Source organism: Sulfolobales archaeon (assembly GCA_038881635.1).
Taxonomy (GTDB): domain Archaea; phylum Thermoproteota; class Thermoprotei_A; order Sulfolobales; family AG1; genus WYEN01.
On the sequence record JAVZPJ010000003.1, the window covers coordinates 66,399 to 85,419 of the forward strand.

Genomic DNA, 19,021 nt, shown 5'->3' on the forward strand with positions numbered 1-19,021 from the left:
GCTTTGCTATCTAATAATCTCTTGAGAGGTATTCTAATGAAGAGAAGACACACCTGCATAGTATGTGGAAGAGTCTTTCCAGAAGGCCAGGGTGTGATCCTTAAAATAGGTGAGAATCAACTGACATTTCATAGCAAATCTTGCGCTATTAAATTCATCAGATATTACCTAGATCTTCTAGATCTTCAGTGCGCTGAAAAAAGTTTAAGAAAAGCTGTTGAAGATTTTGAGAAGATTCGAGAGAATAGAACTAGAAAGAAATTCCTTGAAGAGTAGATCTCTCTAAATTCATAGGATTCTTAGAGAATTTCTAAATAGTGTGATTCTAATACTCTCAATACCTCCTCTCTTTATAATGCTGAGATATATGTTTCCAGATCTATCCGGATTAAGCCACTCCGATTTTAAGCCTATTAATGCAGCTTCTAGACCTTCTTCAATATAGTTTCTAAACCCAAATATCTCTCCACCATATACCGTAGCATACTTGAGCACCTCACGAGGATCAAAACCAAAGTGTTTTAATCTCATGACATCTACTAATACCTCTGCCTCTCTCCATAGATCTGGTTTAATCCATCCTGCATTATCTGTTCCAAGACCTATTCTAAGATCTTCTATCTCGAACATATTCTTATTAACCTCCCCAGATCCGAACCACATATTGCTTCTAGGACATATTATAAGACTCACCCCTCGATCCCTTAGCTCTAACAACTCGTCAAAGCTTAGATAAATCCCGTGAACCACAGCCCTAAGCCTTCTCAAATCTCTTAATCTCTCGAAATCTCTTTCTTCTCTAACATCTCTAGTCTCAGCTACGTGAGATATAATCCACGCATCATGTTCTCTTGCATAGGAATCTATTAATTTTAATAACTCATGATCATAGTAGTGAGGAGAAGAAATACCAATCCATTTTGTCATACTAAGTGCTTCTCTTATCTCTTTTTCCAAGGAATCTCTAGACTCCGGATCTGGCATATAAGATGGAATATAGATCATATCATTAAAACTTTCTCCAGCCTTCACACCCTGTCTGAGACCTTTCAATCCCATCTCTCTAAAGTCATTCAACATCATAACACCAGAATCTCTGGAAAGTCTGAGAGCTCTAGCTATATATCCTGGAACCTCTTTCTCGAATTTTCTGAGCATGATATATTTAAGACCGTAAGGTTCTCCAACAAGAGAGTCTATATCGAGATCCCATCCAACCTCTTCAAAACCTATGTCAGCCATATGAATGTGCGAGTTGACTAGAGGGGGCATTATAATACCACCCCTGAGATCTATTCTAATAGTTCTCGAATCCATAGATGTTGAGAAGCCTTTCAAACCTATACTACCTATAATACCATCCTCAACGTATATCGAAACATTTCTCTTAATCTCAAGTTCTCTACCCATTAGAAGTATATCTGCTTCTATGATATACCTCATATGATTCTAACTCCATAAACCTATACTCTGGGGTATAGTATAAATCTTATCTTAGTATAGATCCTCATCTTGAGCTCTTAGATAAAGTCCTAAATCTATTATATTATAAACCACAGGTCTTCTCATATAATCTCTCGTTCTGGGCCATCTCAGGATCTCATCAGCGTCTTCCGCAGCAAACCCCACACCCACAACTCTATTATCTGATCTATCTATCACCGCTACCGTAAGCTTTTTTCTAAAAGGCCTCAAGATTTCTACAACACTCTCGTAAAGCAGATCCCTGCCATAGAGAAACACCCTTACACCCTCTTCTCTAGCGATAACGGCACCTCTCACAGTGTCTAGGGTTCCATATAGAAGTTCTAAAAATCTTGGTGATGGTATGAACAACTCTCCATATATCAACCCTATGAGAACTCCCGCGGCTTGAATCTCCACACCTCTATCATATAATCCAAAGATTCTCTCCAGCAGTCTTTCTTCAACAAGATACATGCGTTTACAAGGCTCTTCAAAACACAATATTACTGAGTCTAGTCTTTTGAGAACCTCTTCTAACGCTACTTCGAATACCTCTCTAATATAAAGATCTAATGATCTTAGTTCTTTATAAGACCTTATAACTCTCATCATAATCTACTTCCGTCTGAGAACACATATAAAGTATCCTTCCATAGAATGCCTATGAGGCCATACTCTAACACATTTCTCAACTTCTGGAGAAAACTCCAGACCTAGAAAACCTCTCAAACCTCTAGACCACATATTAAAAACTGGAGATACCACTTCAACCTGTTTATCATAGTGCTCGAGAATTTTGGAAACAACATACTCGTTTTCCTCGGGAGCTATAGAACATGTAGCGTAAACTATAACACCTCCCGGTGCTAATGCTTCTATAGATGAGGATAGGATCTCTATCTCTCTTGAGACAAGCTTGGCAAGAGTTTCATAGTCTGTTCTATATCTCCTACTACGATCAAACATTATAGCTCCCTCAGCGCTACAAGGAGCGTCTACAAGAATCTTCTTAAGCTCTTCTCTGAATATCTCATGAGTTTTTCTAGCATCGAATCTTGTTATTACATAGCTTCTAAGACCAAGCCTGTCTAGATTGAATCTCAGAGCTTTAAGACGTTCTCTGGAGATATCATTAGATATAACCAAACCTCGATCCTTCTTAAGTATTATCATGTAAATACTCTTACCTCCTGGAGCTGCACAACAATCAAGTATATCCTCATCCTCTCTGGGTTCTATCAAGAGAGGTGGGATTAGCGATGCAGGGTCTCTATAGATATAGTAGTAGCCTTTCATAAACTCATGTGTTGAACCTAGGGTAGGAGATCTAGGACTTCTTATAACTCTATAAGCATAGGAAGACCATAGGATCTTCTCAAGACCGAAACCCTGATCTACAAGCCTATTAACAAGCTCGCTACATTCAATTCTCATAGGATTACACACTATAGCAGGTTTATAGAGATCTTTTTTATCAAAAGATTCGAGAAGTTCTATAGTCTCGCTCTCACCAAGCATATCTACATACCTAGCAATCATATAGGGTAGGAATCTATACTTCTCAGAGATCTTTCTAACCTCATCCGACACCTTGACCCTATCCTTAAACTCCTCATAGATCCTAGAATAGCTGATGTTTAGCACCATATCCTATGATTACTAACTCTAGCAAGTTCTTAAGAAAGCTATACACAATATAGCTACACTTCTAAAACCCCCACCACTCTAAACCTAGTATAGAGGTTTTGACTTATAAAGCCTTTAAACAAGTGTTTAGATTGGATGAAGGGGGGTGGGGGAGCACCTAGTTCTTGAGGATATATGGAAGTATTATGGAAATAATCCTGTTTTGAGTGGTATATGGCTATCCGTCGAGAAAGGAGAATTCTTCGTCTTGGTAGGACCTTCAGGTTCTGGAAAGACTACTATACTCAGGATCATAGCAGGCTTTGAGGAACCTACCAGAGGTTTTATTGTATTAAATGGTGAGAAGATTAACGGCAAGCCTCCTAACAAGAGAAATCTGGGTGTGCTGTTTCAAAGACCAGCTTTGTTTCCTCATATGAATGTATACGAGAATATAGCCTTTGGTCTTAGAGTTAGGAGATGGTCTGAAGAAAGGATCAGAGCTAGAGTTAGAGAGCTACTCGAACTAGTAGGATTAGATCCTGCGACCTACGAGAGGAGAATGCCTCATCAATTGAGTGGCGGCGAGCAACAGAGAGTTGCACTGGCAAGAGCTCTAGCTCCGGATCCTGAGATTATTCTTCTAGATGAGCCTCTCAACTTCTTAGATTATATGCTTAAGAAGAAAGCCATCTCCGAGTTTAAAAGACTTCATAGAGAGCTTGGAAAGACTCTATTCTATATAACCCACGATCAGTGGGAGGCTATGTCTCTTGCAGATAGAATAGCTGTCATCTACAAGGGTGTGATCCAGCAGGTGGGAAAACCTAGAGAAATCTATGAGAAACCTAAGAACTTGTTTGTAGCATCTTTCATAGGAGATAACAATCTCCTCGAGGGTTTGATCTCTGATAATAAAATATATATACCATCTCTCCATATAGCTTTAGAAAATATAGATGGCTACGAGAATAGAGAGAATAGAAAGATTTCAATCGCTATAAGACCTGAGAATATCATAGCTAGGAAATGCGATGAAGAGAATACCGGTGGAAGAGGTGTTATCAGGGGAAGGATATTAGAAAAGACCTACCTAGGATCAATTACGATGCTAAAGATTTTAGTAGGAGATAAAGAGATTATAGCAAGACATGAAGGCGAAGATGTGGAACCTGGCGATACGGTATGTCTAGATATTAACGAGGAGAAAATAATTGTATTCGAATAACTTGCAAGAAGATCTTCTTCATAGAGAGTAATATGATATGAAGTCTTTCATAGGATACAAACTACTGCAAGTGTTAAGGGATCCTCTTAGTATAGTGCTTCTCATAGTATTTCTCTACATGCTGATCTTTCTATACATACCGCTTGCAGTATCTGTAGGAGAGATACTTCTGGGCGGCGGTGTAAATACTGGTATAATAGCGAACTCTCTCCCCATACTGGTAAGATCTGTTTTAATAGCTCTTATATCATCGGCCCTATGTCTTCTTATAGCAATCCCCATATCATATTTACTCTCCTTCTACACGAAACCTCTTGAGAAAAATATGTTTATAGTACTTATTTTAGCACCTTACTGGGTTGGCAGTCTTCTCAAGATATATGCCCTAGCATACTTAATCCTGGTTCTCGAGAGTATAGCTGGAACGAGAATACTCTATACAGAGACATCTCTATATATAGGTCTTATCTACAACTATTCTCCACTGGCTATAATACCAATATTCTTGTCTATGGAGAGAATCGATAGAACTCATATAGAAACCTCTAGAAGTCTCGGAGCAGGTGCTCTGTACACTCTTTTTAGAGTTATACTTCCAATAAGTTCTCCGGGAATCACTTCTGCGTTCTTCCTAGTCTTCGCAGGAGTTGTAGGAGAAGTTGTGGTTCCTCAGATTCTTATGGGAGCTTCAAACTATATGGTAGGACAGTGGATCTATCAGCTCACGTTTTCTTTCCACAGGCTTTCTGACGCATCTCTACTTTCAATGCTTTATTTAATACTCACACTAGCTCTTTTAGTGCTCATTGTTAGAAGAGGTGGTGCAGGAGGTTTTACCATATGAAGATAGGGATGAGATATATAGCTTTATCTATTATAATTCTCTATCTTATTTTTATCTATACTCCGATACTAGTGAGCATACTAGGATCTTTCTCTTCCAAGAGATTTTCTATAGATCTAAGTAATCCAACTCTCGAATGGTATATGAGAGCACTCAGTAATAGAGATGTAATATCTGCTGCTGAGAATTCTATCAGACTAGCGCTCTCAGCGGCAGTAATATCTACAATGACTGGAATGATCGTTGGCTACGCGTATATCCATAGAAGGCCTAGAAGCTTTATAGAGACTTCCATATACATTCCTATAGTGATTCCAGAAGTGATAGAAGCTTTCACCCTAGCATTACTCTATATAAGGTTAGGAGTTGAGATGGGCTTCATAACAGTTCTAGCAGGTCATCTCACCTTTAATATAGCCTACGCTTTCATGGTGATAAGATCTAGGATTGAGATGATCCCTAGAGAGATCATAGATTCAGCAAGAATACTAGGTGCTGGTGACAGGATGATCCTATTAAAAATTATACTGCCTCTAACATATCCAGCCCTACTCTCAGCAATGCTACTCACGTTCGCACTCTCCTTCGACGATCTTATTAAAACTCTATTTACGAGTGGGCCTGGTTTTAAAACACTTCCCGTGCTTATATGGTCTATGGTGGGTAGAGGTGGGGTATCTCCAGAGATTAATGCTGTTAACTCTATAATACTATCAATATCTCTAGTGATCTCAGGTTTTATATCATATATCATCAGAAGAGATCTTCAGAAGATTCTCTAGCAACTTTCTCCCAAGTAAAAACCCAAGATCAGATATCATGAAGGGGTTCAGCTCTTATAGGTTTATATTGGTTGTTTTCATTGCTTCATTTCTTTCCCTTGCATAGGTCTTTGGATTGCACCACTCTTAGGGGTGTTTAGGGGTATTCTTAAATCCTCATATCTTGAGTAGTGTCATCCTTGGAGAGAGTCTTCTCATTTCTATGGTTTTCAATTCCTCACCGGGTAGCTCATCACATCTAGAGTTGTGGAGAGAGGTTGATAATGTTTTTCATATATTCTGCTTAACCAGATACAGCATTATAAGATGCGGTACACCAAGACTCCCACCCATCCACGGAAGAAAAGTCTACACACCGATCATATCAGAAGAATAGCATCAGGTAATACAAACCTGTATGAAACCTGAAACAGTTGCTAAAGGTGTTTAAGTTTAATAGCTATCACAATTAGAATCCTAAGGAAAAGCTTCTGAGGGCGTTTATAGTTGTTCATGCCGGATAAAATGAGTGAACTAAAGATCCTAGCACCAGCGGACTATGTGGAGGAGGTAGCTCTAGCACTTATTGAGAGCGGGGTTTTTCAGGTTACTTCAAAGCCTGGGAGAGGAGTTCTAGCTGAGAGATCTAGAAGAGAACTTGTTCTAATAGAAGAGGCTATAATGAGAATGGACCAGTATCTCGGTATGATCGGTGCGAGAGTTGATAAAGAACCTCATGAAAGATTGCAACCTAGGCCGGATTCTTTGAGTAGATCTCTCGAGAGTGTGAGAGAAAAGCTTAAGATCATAGATCGAGAGTTTGGGGAGTTGCTAGATAGATATCGTGAGTATGAAGCTAAGATCTCCGAGTATCAGAATCTTTTAAGCTATCTAGAGAATCTGAGAGATCTAGACGTGGATCTCTCAAGACTTATCTTAGGAGTCTTTCTCAGAATGAAGATTCTTATAATAGGAGTAGAAAGATTAGATACCTTCAGAGAAGAGATAAACAGAAGAATCCCAGCACATGCTTTTATGTGCTCTCTCTCTAGAGACGCCAGAGAAGAGATTTGTCTGCTCATATATCCAGCGGAAAGCGAGGGAGCTGTAGGAGAGATCATCAGAAGTCATAGAGCTAGAGTTTTCGAATTAAAAGAAGGTCTTCCGAGCAATCTCGCTAGAGCCTATGAAGAGGCTTATAGAGAGTTTGAGAATATGAAGAATTTTATGTATGGTATCAAAGATGAAGCTAAGAGAAGGTTTACATCTATAGGTTCTCTGTTTAGAGAGACTTATCAAGAGCTTGTAATATTAAGAGATATGCTGAGAATTCTCGCTCACTCATATTTCACATCATCATATGTAGTAATAGAAGGCTTTGTACCTCATAGCATGAGGAAGAGAGTATCGGATAAGGTTTTAAGAGAAGGCGAGAACAGAGTTCTACTAGAATTCCGCGAAATAAGCAGACTTGACAGACTAGAGGAAGAGCCTCCTACATCATATAGAATACCTGATCTTCTAAAACCCTTTAGAATGATACCAGATCTATATGGAACTCCTTCATACAACGAGATCATACCAGTTTTCTTGGCATCTATTACTTTCCCTATAATATTCGGACTCATGTTTCCAGATATAGGGCATGGTCTTGCCATATTAATTGCGGGGATCATCATTATAAGATTTTTTAAGAGACATGGATTAGAAGATCTAGGACTTCTTCTAGTGTACCTGGGAACTGCATCAATAATAACAGGGTTCTTGGCAGGAGAGTTCTTCGGTCCTGCAACACCCGTGTCCAAGTACATTGAAGGATTTTACGAGGAGCTTCATTTAAGCCCTCCTCTGAATCTCCCTATATACAAGCCTGAGGCAGGTCTTACCGAAGCTCTATATTCTTTCATCCTTCTATCGGTTAGGATAGCTGTTATAACACTCTTTGTAAGCTCTCTCTTGGGGTTTCTAAATGGCGTGATCAATAGAGAGACAGATTATGTGTTAGCTCTTGCCCTGCCCAGACTGCTTATATTCACAAGTATAATGATCCCATCATTCATTTCTAATAATCTAGGTGATGTTGGAGGGTTCTATTACCATATGAGCCTTGGACAACTCACAGGAGTTCTAGGAGTTTCAGAGAGCTATAAGCATCCTCAGATCATAGAGATCATGAAATGGGTTCTCAATATATCTCTTCTATGGATTATCTTCGGAGAATCTATTGTAGAGAGCATTAAACACGATCTGAAAAGTGGTCTGAAGAAAATAGGCTCAGGTTTTCTCGAGGTCTTTGACACTATTATAATGGTTATAGGGAATACAATGAGCTATATGAGGATCATGGGTATCGCACTAGCACATATAGCAGTAGTAGTATCATTTTACGTTCCAGCTCTATCGCTTTTCCAAAGCCCTAGCATATCAGATCAGATCGCAGCCTGGGCTATGTATTCTGTAGGAAATCTAATTGCAATGACACTTGAAGCAGTGATAGCATTTGCACACACCTTACGACTACATCTATACGAGATGTTCAGCAAATTCTACAGAGGTCTTGGAAGACCTTACAATCCATTCACACCGGTTATTTATAGAATTGAAATCAGCTAGGCTAGAGAATCAGATAAGAGATTTGGAAAACACGAGATAAAAATATTTTAGACTTCACACACAACTTAAATGGGCGGCGGTAGTCTAGCCTGGTCCAGGACGCCGGCCTGCCACGCCGGAGATCCCGGGTTCGAATCCCGGCCGCCGCATTTATTCGGTTACTTCTCTCCGATCTCTCCAGGTATTTTCTTTATCAGGGCACTTATCTTGCTCAGGATCTTTATGAGTATGTTTATCTCGGTTTTTGTAAGATCTGATTTACGTAAGATTCTTCTCAAGGTTGTTTTAACTTCTTCAGACCTCATCCTATTTTTGAAGATCAGATCCGTTATCTCTGATAAGTATTTTTCAGCAAGCCTGAAATCTTCCGGGCTTGGAGTTTCAAGATTCTTTATACTTGATTCTCCAGCATAAGCTGAGTGTATCTCGTAAAGTGCTATTGCAACAGCATGAGAAAGATTTAGAACTGGATATTCTCTATCTGCTGCTATGTGAACATATAGATCGCATTCAGCTAATTCTTCTCTTGTAAGTCCTGTGCTCTCTCTACCGAAAACCAGAGCTATAGATTCGTATCCTTTGATCAGCTCTACAAATCTTTTAAGTTCTATCGGCTGTCTTAAGAGATCTCTATCTAAGGGTACTATGGAAGATGTACATGCAACTAGTTCGACTCCTTCGAATGCTTTCTTGAGATCATCTACGACAACAGCCTTAGCTAGCACCTCAGCACCTTTTACAGCATATCTAAGTGCTTCTTCACCTATGGAAGCCTCTGGTTTGACTAGGTATAGCTCTTCAACTCCAAAATTCTTACAAAGCCTCGCTACAAATCCTAAGTTTATAGATCCTTCTACTCCTACTAGCACTACCCTGATCTTCTTACTAATCATCGGGTCTCAACTTCTTCTATAGAGCTTCAGGTTCTTAAGAACATCCATGACATGGGATACAAATATTTCAAGATCTCTTCTTGCAACTCCTCTCCTCTCAGCTTCTAGATACACGATCTCCTCAACAGCTGAATAGTTTTTAAATCTCTCATTAAGCTCTCTCCATTTTATATTCTTCAAAGCTTTAGCAAGTCTCTCATCATATGGTAGAACACCTTTAATCATTAAAAACGATATTATAGGATACCCTACATAACCTCTATACGTAGTTCCATTATCGCTACTATCAACAATACCTCTAGAGAGATCTGCAAAGACCTTGTAAACACGATCACCTTCAGAGCTTATAACCTCAGCATTAAATTCGTCAAGAACCTTAATTCTCTCATCAGCTATAGCTCCTAAAGCCTCCAAAACTTTAATCCTAGGAGGAAGTCTTAGAAGCTTCAAAGCATGCAACCACTAAAGTAAATATTTCTAAAAATATTAAGGATATTGAAGGGCCCGTAGCCCAGCCAGGATAGGGCGTCGGCCTGCGGAGCCGGAGGTCCCGGGTTCAAATCCCGGCGGGCCCGTGGTCTTCTACCTAACACTCTAGCACTCTCTCACATTGTTTTCTGAGATCTAATTTTTCGATTTGAATACAATGCTCGAGAGAGAATAGATCCATGGCTGTGTAGTGTATCATCTCTCAGTGAATAAAATTCGCGGATTTTAAATGTTTATATATTTACAAGACTTTAGCTAGGAAGATATTGTAGTCAATATGTTTAGAACCTCATTATGGCTGGGAACCTCATAGGATCCCAGTTTTCTTATTTTTAATGCCGCAGTAGCATTTGCATATAATAAGGCTCTCTTCAGATCAAATCCTCTTATTAGTGCTGTTAGAAATCCTGATGCAAAAGCATCTCCAGCTCCCGTGGTGTCTACCACTTTATCGACTCTAAACGCAGGCACTCGTTCTCTAAGATCTTTGTATACAGCATATACACCCTCAGCTCCTAGTTTTATCACCACGATCTGAGGTCCTATGGATCTTAGGATCTCGGCTGCTCTCTCATAATCTCTTTCACCCGTAATATAATAAGCCTCAGCGCTCGTGAGCATGATTATATCAGTATTCTCAAGGATTCTTCTAAGCTCTTCTAAACCTCTTCTAGCGAGAACTCTTCCAGGATCCCATGAGATTTTAACATCATATTTCCTGGCTAGAGACATAGCTTTAAGAGATGTATCTATCCTCAGACTCGCTATATGCATATATTTGGATCTACTTATAACTTCTTCATCGAGATCCTCGGGTTCTAACTCTTCCGCAGCTCCTTTAAATCCATACATGACTATCTCGCCTGATGAGTTTATAGCTACAATTGTAAATCCCGTTCTATCCCATGAAACTCTAAGCCCTCTAGTATCAACACCTTCTCTCAGAAGTTCGTCTACTATGATCCTACCAAAATTATCAAAACCAACCTTGGCTATGATACTGCTCCTAAGACCAAGCCTTTTAACACCGATAGCAACATTCACAGCAGAACCTCCGGCACTCCATCTCTGTTCCAACACTGTACTCTCCTGATCTGGTTGTGGAAATGAATTAACTCTGATTCTTATGTCAACTAGCGCATGCCCCACCGTGACAACATCAAAAATCTTCTCTGAAGTCATCTCGCAATTCTACCTCGTTCTCAGATCTTTATTCAACAAGTCTTGCTACTTCTTCTACCTCCTTACCCTCATGTATTATCATTCTCAGAGCTCTAACCATGGAAATAGGATTCTTATGCTGAAATATGTTTCTTCCAACTACAGCACCATTAGCTCCAGCATTCATCACAGATTTTACATCTCTAAGGAAGTCTACAGGATTATCTCTAGTCCTCCCACCACTCATAAGAATCGGTGTTCCAGAAGCTATTCTAACAACTTCTCTAAAACTCTCTTCAGAACCTGTGTAATAAGTCTTAATAAGATCCGCGCCACTCTCTATGGCAGCTCTCACACCGTATTTTACAATCTCAGGATCATACGGGTTTTTAATCGCAGATCCTCTTGGATAAGCCAGCTGAAGAGCAGGAACTCCATATCTTTCAGCGGTGAGTCTTATGCTGAACCATCTTTCAAGCATCAGATCCTCGTACTCGCTACCCCAGTACACTGTCGCAGCAACAGCGTCAGCACCTATAGCGATGGCATCTCTTACAAATCCAAAAACACTCTGAAGAAGTCTCTGAGGCTCAGGTCTTAAGCTAGTCTTCCCGGTAAGCTTTATTATAATAGGAATCCTCCCACCCCAGATCTCGTAGGTCATGGAAGCTATACCAAGAGTAGTCATTATAGCATCAACACCTCCTTCAACTACCATTCTAATAACAGAACGAGGATCAACTCTATCCTCAGGAAAGTCACTAGGACCATGCTCCACGCCATGATCAAAGGCAAATATAAGAGCTCTACCATTCTTGAGGATCCTATTCAATCTTATTCGCTTACCAATACCGTTATATGCTCCTCCGCTCACCATACACACCATCATAATATGTAGTCTGGCTATATTAAGTATACTCTTTCTCTAACCTCTTAGGTTTCTTTTTAAACTCGAAGAAAACCCGATCTGAATACTTGATAGAGAGAAGCTAGAGGAGTTAGGAGAGAATAAGCTTTTGCTAGAGGAGAAATACGCCTCTAAATATTATAAAATCTTATTTAAGCTTGATGTTGCGAGAATCGAGTGCAAAATAATTCTCGATAAATCCTCTACCACCTCTACCTTATTAAGAGCTTTATAAAGGTTTTTATCAAAAGCTACGACACCATGATCTTTTAAGATCGCTATTGAAGTTTTTTCTCTGTATAGAGCTTCTGCCACCGATCTGGCAAGCTCTTCAGTTCCGGGCTCAAGTCTTCCTAGAATAGCTACTCTTCCTCCTATGTAATACTTTACTTCATAAAGATCTCTAGAATACTCCTCAACAATCCTTCGCAGGGTTTCCTCCTTAAGAGCGTGTGCTAGTGCTATCATGTAGGGAGGGTGCGCATGCACTATAGCTTCAGCATCATCTATACTTCTATATATCTCTAGATGCATTCTATATTCTGAAGATGGTTGTAAACCAGCTACTCTCTCCCCGCTCTCTATATCTACTAGTGAGAGATCCTCAGGATCTAGAAGGTATTTATCAGCACCCGACGGAGTTATCCAGAATCTTCTCCTATCATTAGCTCTTCTGCTCACATTACCACTCATACTTGTTATAAGTGCTCTCATATACATCCTTCTCATCACACTCACAATCTCTCTTCTAATATCTAGATCGAGCATGTGAACACCTGATAATACTTGTAGAGATATCTTATAAGACTATCCGCTTATAACATATATGGGCAGGATGAGTAGAATAGAGATAAGATATAATAATGGTGTATTCGTAGTAGAAAAAGGATCTGAGAGATACAGAGAAGGAGAAGCAATAGAACCTCTTGAAGTGGCATATCTTCTTCAAGAAGAGAGAGCTATAGTGCTCGATGAGAGTAACAGAGTTCTAGAACTTAAAGATCTTGTGATGATTTATTCCAGCAAGAGAGAATGGTGGCTTCTCTTCACAGTATTATATGATCTACATAAAAGAGGTAGAATCGCTAGAAGAGGTTTTGGAGATAGAGATCTTATATTAGAAAGAGAAGGAAAGAAATATCAGATCTACGTGACCGAGGAGAATGTCTTCATACCAATATCTATAATACTCGATTGGATTGAAAGTTCTATGAAGAAAGGTTTTATACCTGTGATTGCAGTGGTCGACATGTATGGAGATGTAACATATTATAAAGCTTCGAAACATTCTTTTAGGAAGATAGAACGCGAAGAAATATGATCCCTGTATCTCAAAAGATTTTCCAGATCTTGAGGAATCTAGTATCTGTACAACTCGATCTTTTCTATTATATGATATATCATCTGATCTGGAGTTATAGCGATAGGATTCAAACCCTTAGATCTCATGATCTTCATAATATTCTTCTCTCTCTCTAATTCTGAAGCTATTTTTATTCTGTATATAAGTGTTGCTTCACTTTTTAAAGCCTTTATATCATATAAAGATCTGATTGGCATTAAAATAAGAAGCTTATGACCACCCGCTCTTAGGGTATCTAATAATCTTGTTAATTCAGCTCTCTCAGCGGTTAAAGGATCTGTAAACAGCAATATCAGGCTTCTTTCTCTGCCAGCTATCTTAGATATCTGAAGCTCAATCCTTCTAGTAATTATATCGAGAGAAGTCTTATAACCTGAGCCAGCCTCTTCATTTAGAACCTCTTCAAAATCGACGCTGGATATTATCTTAGCTATATCTATGTAGCTTTTAAATCCCTTCCTAAAACCTCCCGAACTATACACCATGTAAGGTAGTGCTAGTATAATAGCTTGGTGATCAGATCTGTATGCTAGATACCTAGAAAGAGTTCCTATGACTCTTGCTGTATGCTCATAAGGTGTTGCCCTATATATTCCTTTGAACATTTCTGGCGAGCATAATAATATATAGATTACCTTCAGAGATGACTCTCTTTCTAATTCTTTTACTATAAGTCTTCCAAATCTAGCATACTTCTTCCATACGATTCTTCTTATATCATCTCCAGGTCTATACTCTCTCACAGATCTCATCTCAACACCTTCGCCACTCTGCCTGGCTCTTATATAACCTATGTTTCTCGCATAGCTGTAAATCCTTCTAAGAGTGGTTCTGTGAATTCTGGGATAGATCTCTAAATAAAATGCTTTGTCCAATACGATTTCAGAGGATCTATATAAGCCTAGAGGATCTCTCAAAACAGCCTTAAGAGGGCCGATCCTATGTCTTCCAATTCTTCCCTCAAATACCGCTTCAAAGATCAGCGTATCTCTAGGTAAAACCACTGCAAGAGCTCTACCAATGCTTTTCCTCTTAATATACTTAGAATGATCTATTTGAAGCTCTAGAAATAATATTGGAATCATACTTCTATTTTCGATTCTATATACGATCCTTATGTCATCACCTTCAATCTCTCCAAAAATCTCTCTCGAAACTCTAGCCCTTGTAAGCATTGCTATAGAGACTTCTAGATAACCTCTTAAAGTGATAGATATTAGAAGCATTGCAGAACCTAAAAGCATGAAGCTACTCACAGTTCTTATAATGCCGTAGACTAGAATAGATAATGATGCGAAGAGATATATGGAGAATCTAATTGTAGGTTTAGAAAGTATTATATCTCCAGCAACGTATATGATCTCAGACCTCCGAGATCTTTTTCTCTAAACCTTCTCCCATATCCTTGATCAACTTATAACTCTCTAGAGCGGCTTTCTTCACAATCCTACTCCACCAAAAAGGCTTTAGAAAGCTTCCTAAACCTTTTCTCGTTGCTATCCTATAGTATTTGTTCATGAACTCCTGATACATTCTAACTCTTTCCTGATCGATTCCGAACCTGCTGGAGATATGACTTGGAAGAACTGGATCTAATAGATCCATGTTTACATACGATTTCATTAGGTTGTTGATAAAATTATAGAGCTCAATAAAATCATCTCTGCCAAACCTATGCCTGCCACGCTTAATTCTCTCAACGAGCTCGCTAAACTGAAGTATGTCTTTATAATCTACCTCTCTAAAAGGCTTATCCCTATACATCTCTTCCCTTCTAAGCCAGGGGATTGAGAAGATCAAAACCAGTAGCAGTATCAGCATAGGTCTTACAAAGAACGTTCTCAGGAGGTCTAGTATGAAATTGTTAAACCATGAAATGACAGGAGGTAGCCAAGTTGCTGGATGGAGAATTCTTGCTAAGAAGAACGCTATTAACTGATAGAGGGGTACAAGTCTTACCAGACTCGGGTCTTTAATAGCCTCAAGAGGTTCTAACCCTAAATACTTCGAAGAATCAAAAAGAATAACACATCTCTCATCGTTTTCACATAGATATCTAATGAGATCTAGAGATAAGTTAAGATAGAGATCTCTGTAACCCGACCTGAAAACCTGATTGAGAAATATAGATCCATCGCTAACAACCAGTATACGAGATCCTCTAGTCTCTTCTATGACACCTACAGGAGCAAAATATATCAGAGGTAGAGACGAAATATTCTCAATTTCAAATTGTGTCTTAGATTGAGAATACTGCGCTAGAGAACTACTTGAATTTATAATACGAAGAAGACTATAGTACTCTCTCCCTGAAGTAGAATACTCTTGAACCACATAATACTCTGGAGAAATAATGCTACTACTAGCTATAAGACCAGAGGGTATGTATCCTATTACTGTTATATTATGATCTGATTCTCTATTGTATGTTATGAATGAAGCTATATCAAGAGTTACATTGTAAGACTTATAATAACTTGAATTCCCGCCAGCTTCTAAGAGTTTTAGATCGAATAAAGCCTTCGGGTAAATCAGACTCTCTACAGGAAATACAACTGCACTCGTATTCCCCAAGCTAACTTTATATCCTCTAAGATCTCCTGGTTCTGGTTTTTCTAGAATAATAGATCCTGTGATCTCTATACTCGAATTGAAAGCTCTTAGAAGAGCGCTTGAATTAGCAGTCTCATCAGCTATGAATATGTTAAATGAACCACATTTACTTGCCAGATCCTTTATATTGTAAATCTCTTTATCACTGTATACTTCCTCAGGCGAAATAACCACCAGAACGGCTTTATCGCAGTTAGAGAGCTTAATATGATCCAGCCAATTCGTTACTATAAGAGTCCTAGGATAGATCTCTTTGATCTTCATGTAGAAATCCGAGGTTCCTAAAGGACCTGTGTTTAGAGGAGAGGATCCTGTAAAGATCCTTACCGAAGGAGGGCCTTGCTCCAATACTGCCACAACTCCTATAAAGAGTAGAGCAGCAAGAGTTCCCATCATGATCATAGGCATATGTTTCATTCCATCTCTTTTCTTCGCATACATTACTCTCACTCTCTCCTCTCAGAAGCCTCCTCTTTATATTTCGAAAGAGAATACACATACGCAGAGATCTTGAACATGTAGAGAGCTCCTGACATCATTGTAAAACCTATCAGAGCTGTTAAGAGAGATGTTGCAACTAAGCCGCTCTGCATATAACCTATTGAAAGTATTAGAAGAAGTATAGATAGGATCATGAGTATTGATGCCACCGAGACATACACGAGCCATCTAGTGGTATCAGAGACCCTGACTCTAATCTTTCTAAGGGACAAACCCCATCACCACACCTAATGTCTCTATCAGGTAGTATAGAAGATAATAGTATCTATACACTGTAGAATATATAAACTCGTCGAGAGGTTTCAGTCTTAGAATACCTTGAGAAGGATCCCATCCCCAGGCAACGTATGAAACTATATATATAATAGCTATAAGGATGACACCAAGACCCAACCCTCTCATATTTGGTGTGCTTTGTGAAAGTATCAGGTTAAAAAGGATCTTTATCAATATCCATGAGAGTATGAAGGAGATAAAAGCCATAAGATAATCCCAGACACCTCCTGGATAGAATCCGGAGAATCTATTCAAAACACCTAGAATGAGTGAGTATACAAATGGTGCTAGAAGAAGAGATACAAAGAAATCCCTTAGAGAGCTAAGAGGTATCTTAAAATAAGAATCTAGATCTGATACATCTCTGAAAAACTCGTTAAAAAGATTTTTCGAAGGCTTTAGTATATATAGTGATAATATAGTGAAGAACCCCCAAGCTATTAGAGAGAAAGCTGATAGAAATACGAAGGTTAATATCATTATACCCACAGGATTTCTGGTTATAAACTCGATCAAGGATGCTTCATAAATGTTATATGCTCTGAGAAGACCTGCTGCTAGACTTATAAGGCTCAGGATATATGCTGATGCTGAGACCGGTATTAATAGCGTGAATACTATTATTAGAGCTGATGCTAATAGAATTCTTAAGAATCTCATCAAGCCTTTACTCTGAATATGAAGAAATCTTAATTCTCCAGCTCTATAAGTATGAGCTAGAGTGCTGTGCATTAACAGTGATACGGTAATTACAACTCCTACTAAGATCTGATTCATATCATACCTTTCAGAAATAACCATCATAAGAATCATAATAGACGCCGCAGTAGGGCTTAGAAAAACTATTATGAAAACCATGGGTATTATAATAAGAGAGCTTATCACAATACCTACCAGGTAGATGATGCTAAGAGAAATCTTTCCTGTAGATAGAAGCGTGTACAGTGTCTCGAGATCTCTTATAGAGTTCAGTATGATAGGGTATGAGAGAAGAAGTGTAGCTACTCTCAGAGAAATTGCGAGAGCTATTCTAAATACATCAGAGTCTTCTTTCAAATCTCTTCAACTCATTAAAACTCTTCCGGGCCTCCTCCTCGAGCGAGGCTTCTGATAATCCTGCATATCTGGAAAGCTCATATGCTTTTGTTAGATTCTCAAGCGGAGTTATAATCTCTTTATAGTAGTTATCTCTCTTAAATTTCTCTAGGTACTCTCTATGTGTCTCACTATCCTGCTTAGGAATCTTTCTAGAAAGTATCTCTACAGCCATCCAGTATAATCTTACGGGGAGAGATTTTCTAGAGAGGGAATCTAGATCTGGAAACCTGGAGTTGGAGAATCTAGATTTTAGAAATGCCAGTGGGTTAACGCCTAGAAAATCTAATACCGGGATTAAAATAACAAAAGAGGCTAGAAATATTAGCGGTATCAGCCAGCTTAAAGGTATTAAAGGAAGGCTTGGTATTATTATCTGTGTATTACGCAGATCTGATAGAATATATGGTAAGGTTCTCAGAACTTCCTCCCTGCTAGAGTTAACCGAACTTCCACCACCACCATACGTGGTAAACCCTATAGTATTTGAAATTATCTTAGCAAGACTCTGATTTATGAAATCCGCGAAGATCTTCATCTCCAACTTATTAACTTCATTATATACTTCGTATGCACCCTTCTCCTGGGATAATCTTTTTAAAATCTCTAAGGCCGCTACATACTCTCTCGAGGAAATCCTACCGGTAGAATACATGTTATTAATTGTAGAGGATGTCGTCTCGAAAAGTCTGATGAAAGTATCTGGATCTGTTTCATTGAGCATTTTGAGAAGATTGATCAGATCAAGATTCTCTATGTATGAATAGAGATTACTATCATTCTGGCTAGATATAAGAAGCTCTATACCAGGATATAGATCCTCAGGAGCTACTTCAGCTCTTTTAAGATTGTTAATTATAGAAGTTAGATTACCCCGATAGTTTTCTTTGATGCATTCAATGCTACTACAACTTCCAGCGAGATTTTGAAGTTCCTTTAACTGATCTAGAAATTCAGTCAAATTTGTCGGTAGGATCTTCAGATATGAGGAAGACGTGATATCGCTGGGAAACCCTATTGTATGTCTCTCATCATATATATCTTGGGCTTGGGAAAATCTTATAGAGTGTAAAGAAATGAGGAGTATTACTAGAAGCAGATATTTGTATACAGCTTGAACATGCTTATAAGAGTATACTAATGATTTCATCCAACCACTATTATATTTAATCTTCTAAGACCTA

19 protein-coding genes and 2 tRNA genes are annotated in these 19,021 nt (G+C 38.8%); 8 read left to right on the forward strand and 13 right to left on the reverse strand.

Annotated elements, in window-relative coordinates:
• Positions 1–36: 36 nt before the first annotated feature.
• Entirely contained in the window at positions 37–276 is a 240-nt protein-coding gene (locus QXS89_03030; protein ID MEM3831153.1) for a hypothetical protein, read from the forward strand.
• Positions 277–288: 12 nt separating this feature from the next.
• Here the strand turns inward: QXS89_03030 and QXS89_03035 are convergent, their stop codons facing one another.
• From QXS89_03035 to QXS89_03045, 3 genes are read right to left on the reverse strand one after another with little or no spacing between them, the layout of a single operon-like run.
• Entirely contained in the window at positions 289–1,443 is a 1,155-nt protein-coding gene (locus QXS89_03035) for an amidohydrolase family protein (GenBank protein MEM3831154.1), read from the reverse strand.
• Positions 1,444–1,494: 51 nt separating this feature from the next.
• Positions 1,495–2,079: a hypothetical protein gene (locus QXS89_03040; protein MEM3831155.1), complete on the reverse strand. Its 585-nt coding sequence runs from the start codon at positions 2,077–2,079 to the stop codon at positions 1,495–1,497.
• 3 nt (positions 2,080–2,082) lie between these two features.
• Positions 2,083–3,114 carry an RsmB/NOP family class I SAM-dependent RNA methyltransferase gene (locus QXS89_03045; GenBank protein ID MEM3831156.1) on the reverse strand — a complete coding sequence of 344 codons (1,032 nt, stop codon included), beginning with the start codon at positions 3,112–3,114 and terminating at the stop codon, positions 2,083–2,085.
• Positions 3,115–3,259: 145 nt separating this feature from the next.
• Here QXS89_03045 and QXS89_03050 point away from each other — a divergent pair, with 145 nt between their 5' ends.
• From QXS89_03050 to QXS89_03070, 5 genes are all read left to right on the forward strand, one after another.
• Entirely contained in the window at positions 3,260–4,321 is a 1,062-nt protein-coding gene (locus tag QXS89_03050; GenBank protein MEM3831157.1) for an ABC transporter ATP-binding protein, read from the forward strand.
• A gap of 37 nt (positions 4,322–4,358) precedes the next feature.
• Positions 4,359–5,165: a hypothetical protein gene (locus tag QXS89_03055; GenBank protein ID MEM3831158.1), complete on the forward strand. Its 807-nt coding sequence runs from the start codon at positions 4,359–4,361 to the stop codon at positions 5,163–5,165.
• The gene (locus QXS89_03060) at positions 5,162–5,947 is read left to right on the forward strand and encodes an ABC transporter permease (GenBank protein MEM3831159.1); all 786 of its coding nucleotides are present in this window, start codon (positions 5,162–5,164) and stop codon (positions 5,945–5,947) included. Before QXS89_03055 ends, QXS89_03060 begins: the two co-directional genes overlap by 4 nt.
• A gap of 504 nt (positions 5,948–6,451) precedes the next feature.
• Entirely contained in the window at positions 6,452–8,539 is a 2,088-nt protein-coding gene (locus QXS89_03065) for a V-type ATPase 116kDa subunit family protein (protein ID MEM3831160.1), read from the forward strand.
• 73 nt (positions 8,540–8,612) lie between these two features.
• Positions 8,613–8,688 (forward strand) — tRNA-Gly (locus tag QXS89_03070).
• A gap of 9 nt (positions 8,689–8,697) precedes the next feature.
• On the opposite strand, the gene QXS89_03075 is transcribed toward QXS89_03070, so the two are convergent.
• Both QXS89_03075 and QXS89_03080 read right to left on the reverse strand, forming a co-directional pair.
• Complete coding sequence (locus QXS89_03075) at positions 8,698–9,432, reverse strand: TrmJ/YjtD family RNA methyltransferase (GenBank protein MEM3831161.1); 735 nt, start codon at positions 9,430–9,432, stop codon at positions 8,698–8,700.
• Positions 9,433–9,438: 6 nt separating this feature from the next.
• The gene (locus QXS89_03080; GenBank protein MEM3831162.1) at positions 9,439–9,882 is read right to left on the reverse strand and encodes a hypothetical protein; all 444 of its coding nucleotides are present in this window, start codon (positions 9,880–9,882) and stop codon (positions 9,439–9,441) included.
• A gap of 50 nt (positions 9,883–9,932) precedes the next feature.
• On the opposite strand from QXS89_03080, the gene QXS89_03085 reads away from it, so the two are divergent.
• Positions 9,933–10,007 (forward strand) — tRNA-Arg (locus tag QXS89_03085).
• 169 nt (positions 10,008–10,176) lie between these two features.
• Here the strand turns inward: QXS89_03085 and QXS89_03090 are convergent.
• From QXS89_03090 to QXS89_03100, 3 genes are all read right to left on the reverse strand, one after another.
• Complete coding sequence (locus QXS89_03090; protein MEM3831163.1) at positions 10,177–11,103, reverse strand: carbohydrate kinase family protein; 927 nt, start codon at positions 11,101–11,103, stop codon at positions 10,177–10,179.
• Positions 11,104–11,131: 28 nt separating this feature from the next.
• Positions 11,132–11,959 carry a class I fructose-bisphosphate aldolase gene (gene fba, locus QXS89_03095; GenBank protein MEM3831164.1) on the reverse strand — a complete coding sequence of 276 codons (828 nt, stop codon included), beginning with the start codon at positions 11,957–11,959 and terminating at the stop codon, positions 11,132–11,134.
• A gap of 168 nt (positions 11,960–12,127) precedes the next feature.
• Positions 12,128–12,757: a class II aldolase/adducin family protein gene (locus QXS89_03100; protein MEM3831165.1), complete on the reverse strand. Its 630-nt coding sequence runs from the start codon at positions 12,755–12,757 to the stop codon at positions 12,128–12,130.
• A 67-nt stretch (positions 12,758–12,824) separates the two neighbouring features.
• Here QXS89_03100 and QXS89_03105 point away from each other — a divergent pair, with 67 nt between their 5' ends.
• Positions 12,825–13,310 carry a hypothetical protein gene (locus QXS89_03105; protein ID MEM3831166.1) on the forward strand — a complete coding sequence of 162 codons (486 nt, stop codon included), beginning with the start codon at positions 12,825–12,827 and terminating at the stop codon, positions 13,308–13,310.
• Between the two features lie 38 nt (positions 13,311–13,348).
• Here the strand turns inward: QXS89_03105 and QXS89_03110 are convergent, their stop codons facing one another.
• From QXS89_03110 to QXS89_03130, 5 genes are all read right to left on the reverse strand, one after another.
• Complete coding sequence (locus tag QXS89_03110) at positions 13,349–14,596, reverse strand: DUF58 domain-containing protein (GenBank protein MEM3831167.1); 1,248 nt, start codon at positions 14,594–14,596, stop codon at positions 13,349–13,351.
• A 118-nt stretch (positions 14,597–14,714) separates the two neighbouring features.
• The gene (locus QXS89_03115) at positions 14,715–16,406 is read right to left on the reverse strand and encodes a hypothetical protein (GenBank protein MEM3831168.1); all 1,692 of its coding nucleotides are present in this window, start codon (positions 16,404–16,406) and stop codon (positions 14,715–14,717) included.
• Positions 16,407–16,411: 5 nt separating this feature from the next.
• A complete protein-coding gene (locus QXS89_03120) occupies positions 16,412–16,678 on the reverse strand; it encodes a hypothetical protein (protein MEM3831169.1) in 267 nt (88 codons plus the stop codon).
• The gene (locus QXS89_03125; protein MEM3831170.1) at positions 16,668–17,798 is read right to left on the reverse strand and encodes a hypothetical protein; all 1,131 of its coding nucleotides are present in this window, start codon (positions 17,796–17,798) and stop codon (positions 16,668–16,670) included. The genes QXS89_03120 and QXS89_03125 overlap by 11 nt, the downstream gene beginning before the upstream one ends.
• On the reverse strand, positions 17,782–18,987 hold the full coding sequence (locus tag QXS89_03130; GenBank protein ID MEM3831171.1) for a DUF4129 domain-containing protein: 1,206 nt from the start codon (positions 18,985–18,987) through the stop codon (positions 17,782–17,784). Before QXS89_03130 ends, QXS89_03125 begins: the two co-directional genes overlap by 17 nt.
• Positions 18,988–19,021: the final 34 nt, after the last annotated feature.

What these genes read in the sequence shown, in the direction of transcription:
- QXS89_03105 (MEM3831166.1), top strand. Translation starts at nt 12,825, where the DNA reads ATGAGTAGAATAGAGATAAGATATAATAATGGTGTATTCGTAGTAGAA.
- QXS89_03110 (MEM3831167.1), bottom strand. Translation starts at nt 14,596, where the DNA reads ATGCTTTTAGGTTCTGCAATGCTTCTAATATCTATCACTTTAAGAGGT.
- QXS89_03045 (MEM3831156.1), bottom strand. Translation starts at nt 3,114, where the DNA reads ATGGTGCTAAACATCAGCTATTCTAGGATCTATGAGGAGTTTAAGGAT.
- QXS89_03060 (MEM3831159.1), top strand. Translation starts at nt 5,162, where the DNA reads ATGAAGATAGGGATGAGATATATAGCTTTATCTATTATAATTCTCTAT.
- QXS89_03075 (MEM3831161.1), bottom strand. Translation starts at nt 9,432, where the DNA reads ATGATTAGTAAGAAGATCAGGGTAGTGCTAGTAGGAGTAGAAGGATCT.
- QXS89_03100 (MEM3831165.1), bottom strand. Translation starts at nt 12,757, where the DNA reads ATGCTCGATCTAGATATTAGAAGAGAGATTGTGAGTGTGATGAGAAGG.
- QXS89_03035 (MEM3831154.1), bottom strand. Translation starts at nt 1,443, where the DNA reads ATGAGGTATATCATAGAAGCAGATATACTTCTAATGGGTAGAGAACTT.
- QXS89_03040 (MEM3831155.1), bottom strand. Translation starts at nt 2,079, where the DNA reads ATGATGAGAGTTATAAGGTCTTATAAAGAACTAAGATCATTAGATCTT.
- QXS89_03115 (MEM3831168.1), bottom strand. Translation starts at nt 16,406, where the DNA reads ATGTATGCGAAGAAAAGAGATGGAATGAAACATATGCCTATGATCATG.
- QXS89_03090 (MEM3831163.1), bottom strand. Translation starts at nt 11,103, where the DNA reads ATGACTTCAGAGAAGATTTTTGATGTTGTCACGGTGGGGCATGCGCTA.
- QXS89_03030 (MEM3831153.1), top strand. Translation starts at nt 37, where the DNA reads ATGAAGAGAAGACACACCTGCATAGTATGTGGAAGAGTCTTTCCAGAA.
- QXS89_03055 (MEM3831158.1), top strand. Translation starts at nt 4,359, where the DNA reads ATGAAGTCTTTCATAGGATACAAACTACTGCAAGTGTTAAGGGATCCT.
- fba (MEM3831164.1), bottom strand. Translation starts at nt 11,959, where the DNA reads ATGGTGAGCGGAGGAGCATATAACGGTATTGGTAAGCGAATAAGATTG.
- QXS89_03130 (MEM3831171.1), bottom strand. Translation starts at nt 18,987, where the DNA reads ATGAAATCATTAGTATACTCTTATAAGCATGTTCAAGCTGTATACAAA.
- QXS89_03065 (MEM3831160.1), top strand. Translation starts at nt 6,452, where the DNA reads ATGAGTGAACTAAAGATCCTAGCACCAGCGGACTATGTGGAGGAGGTA.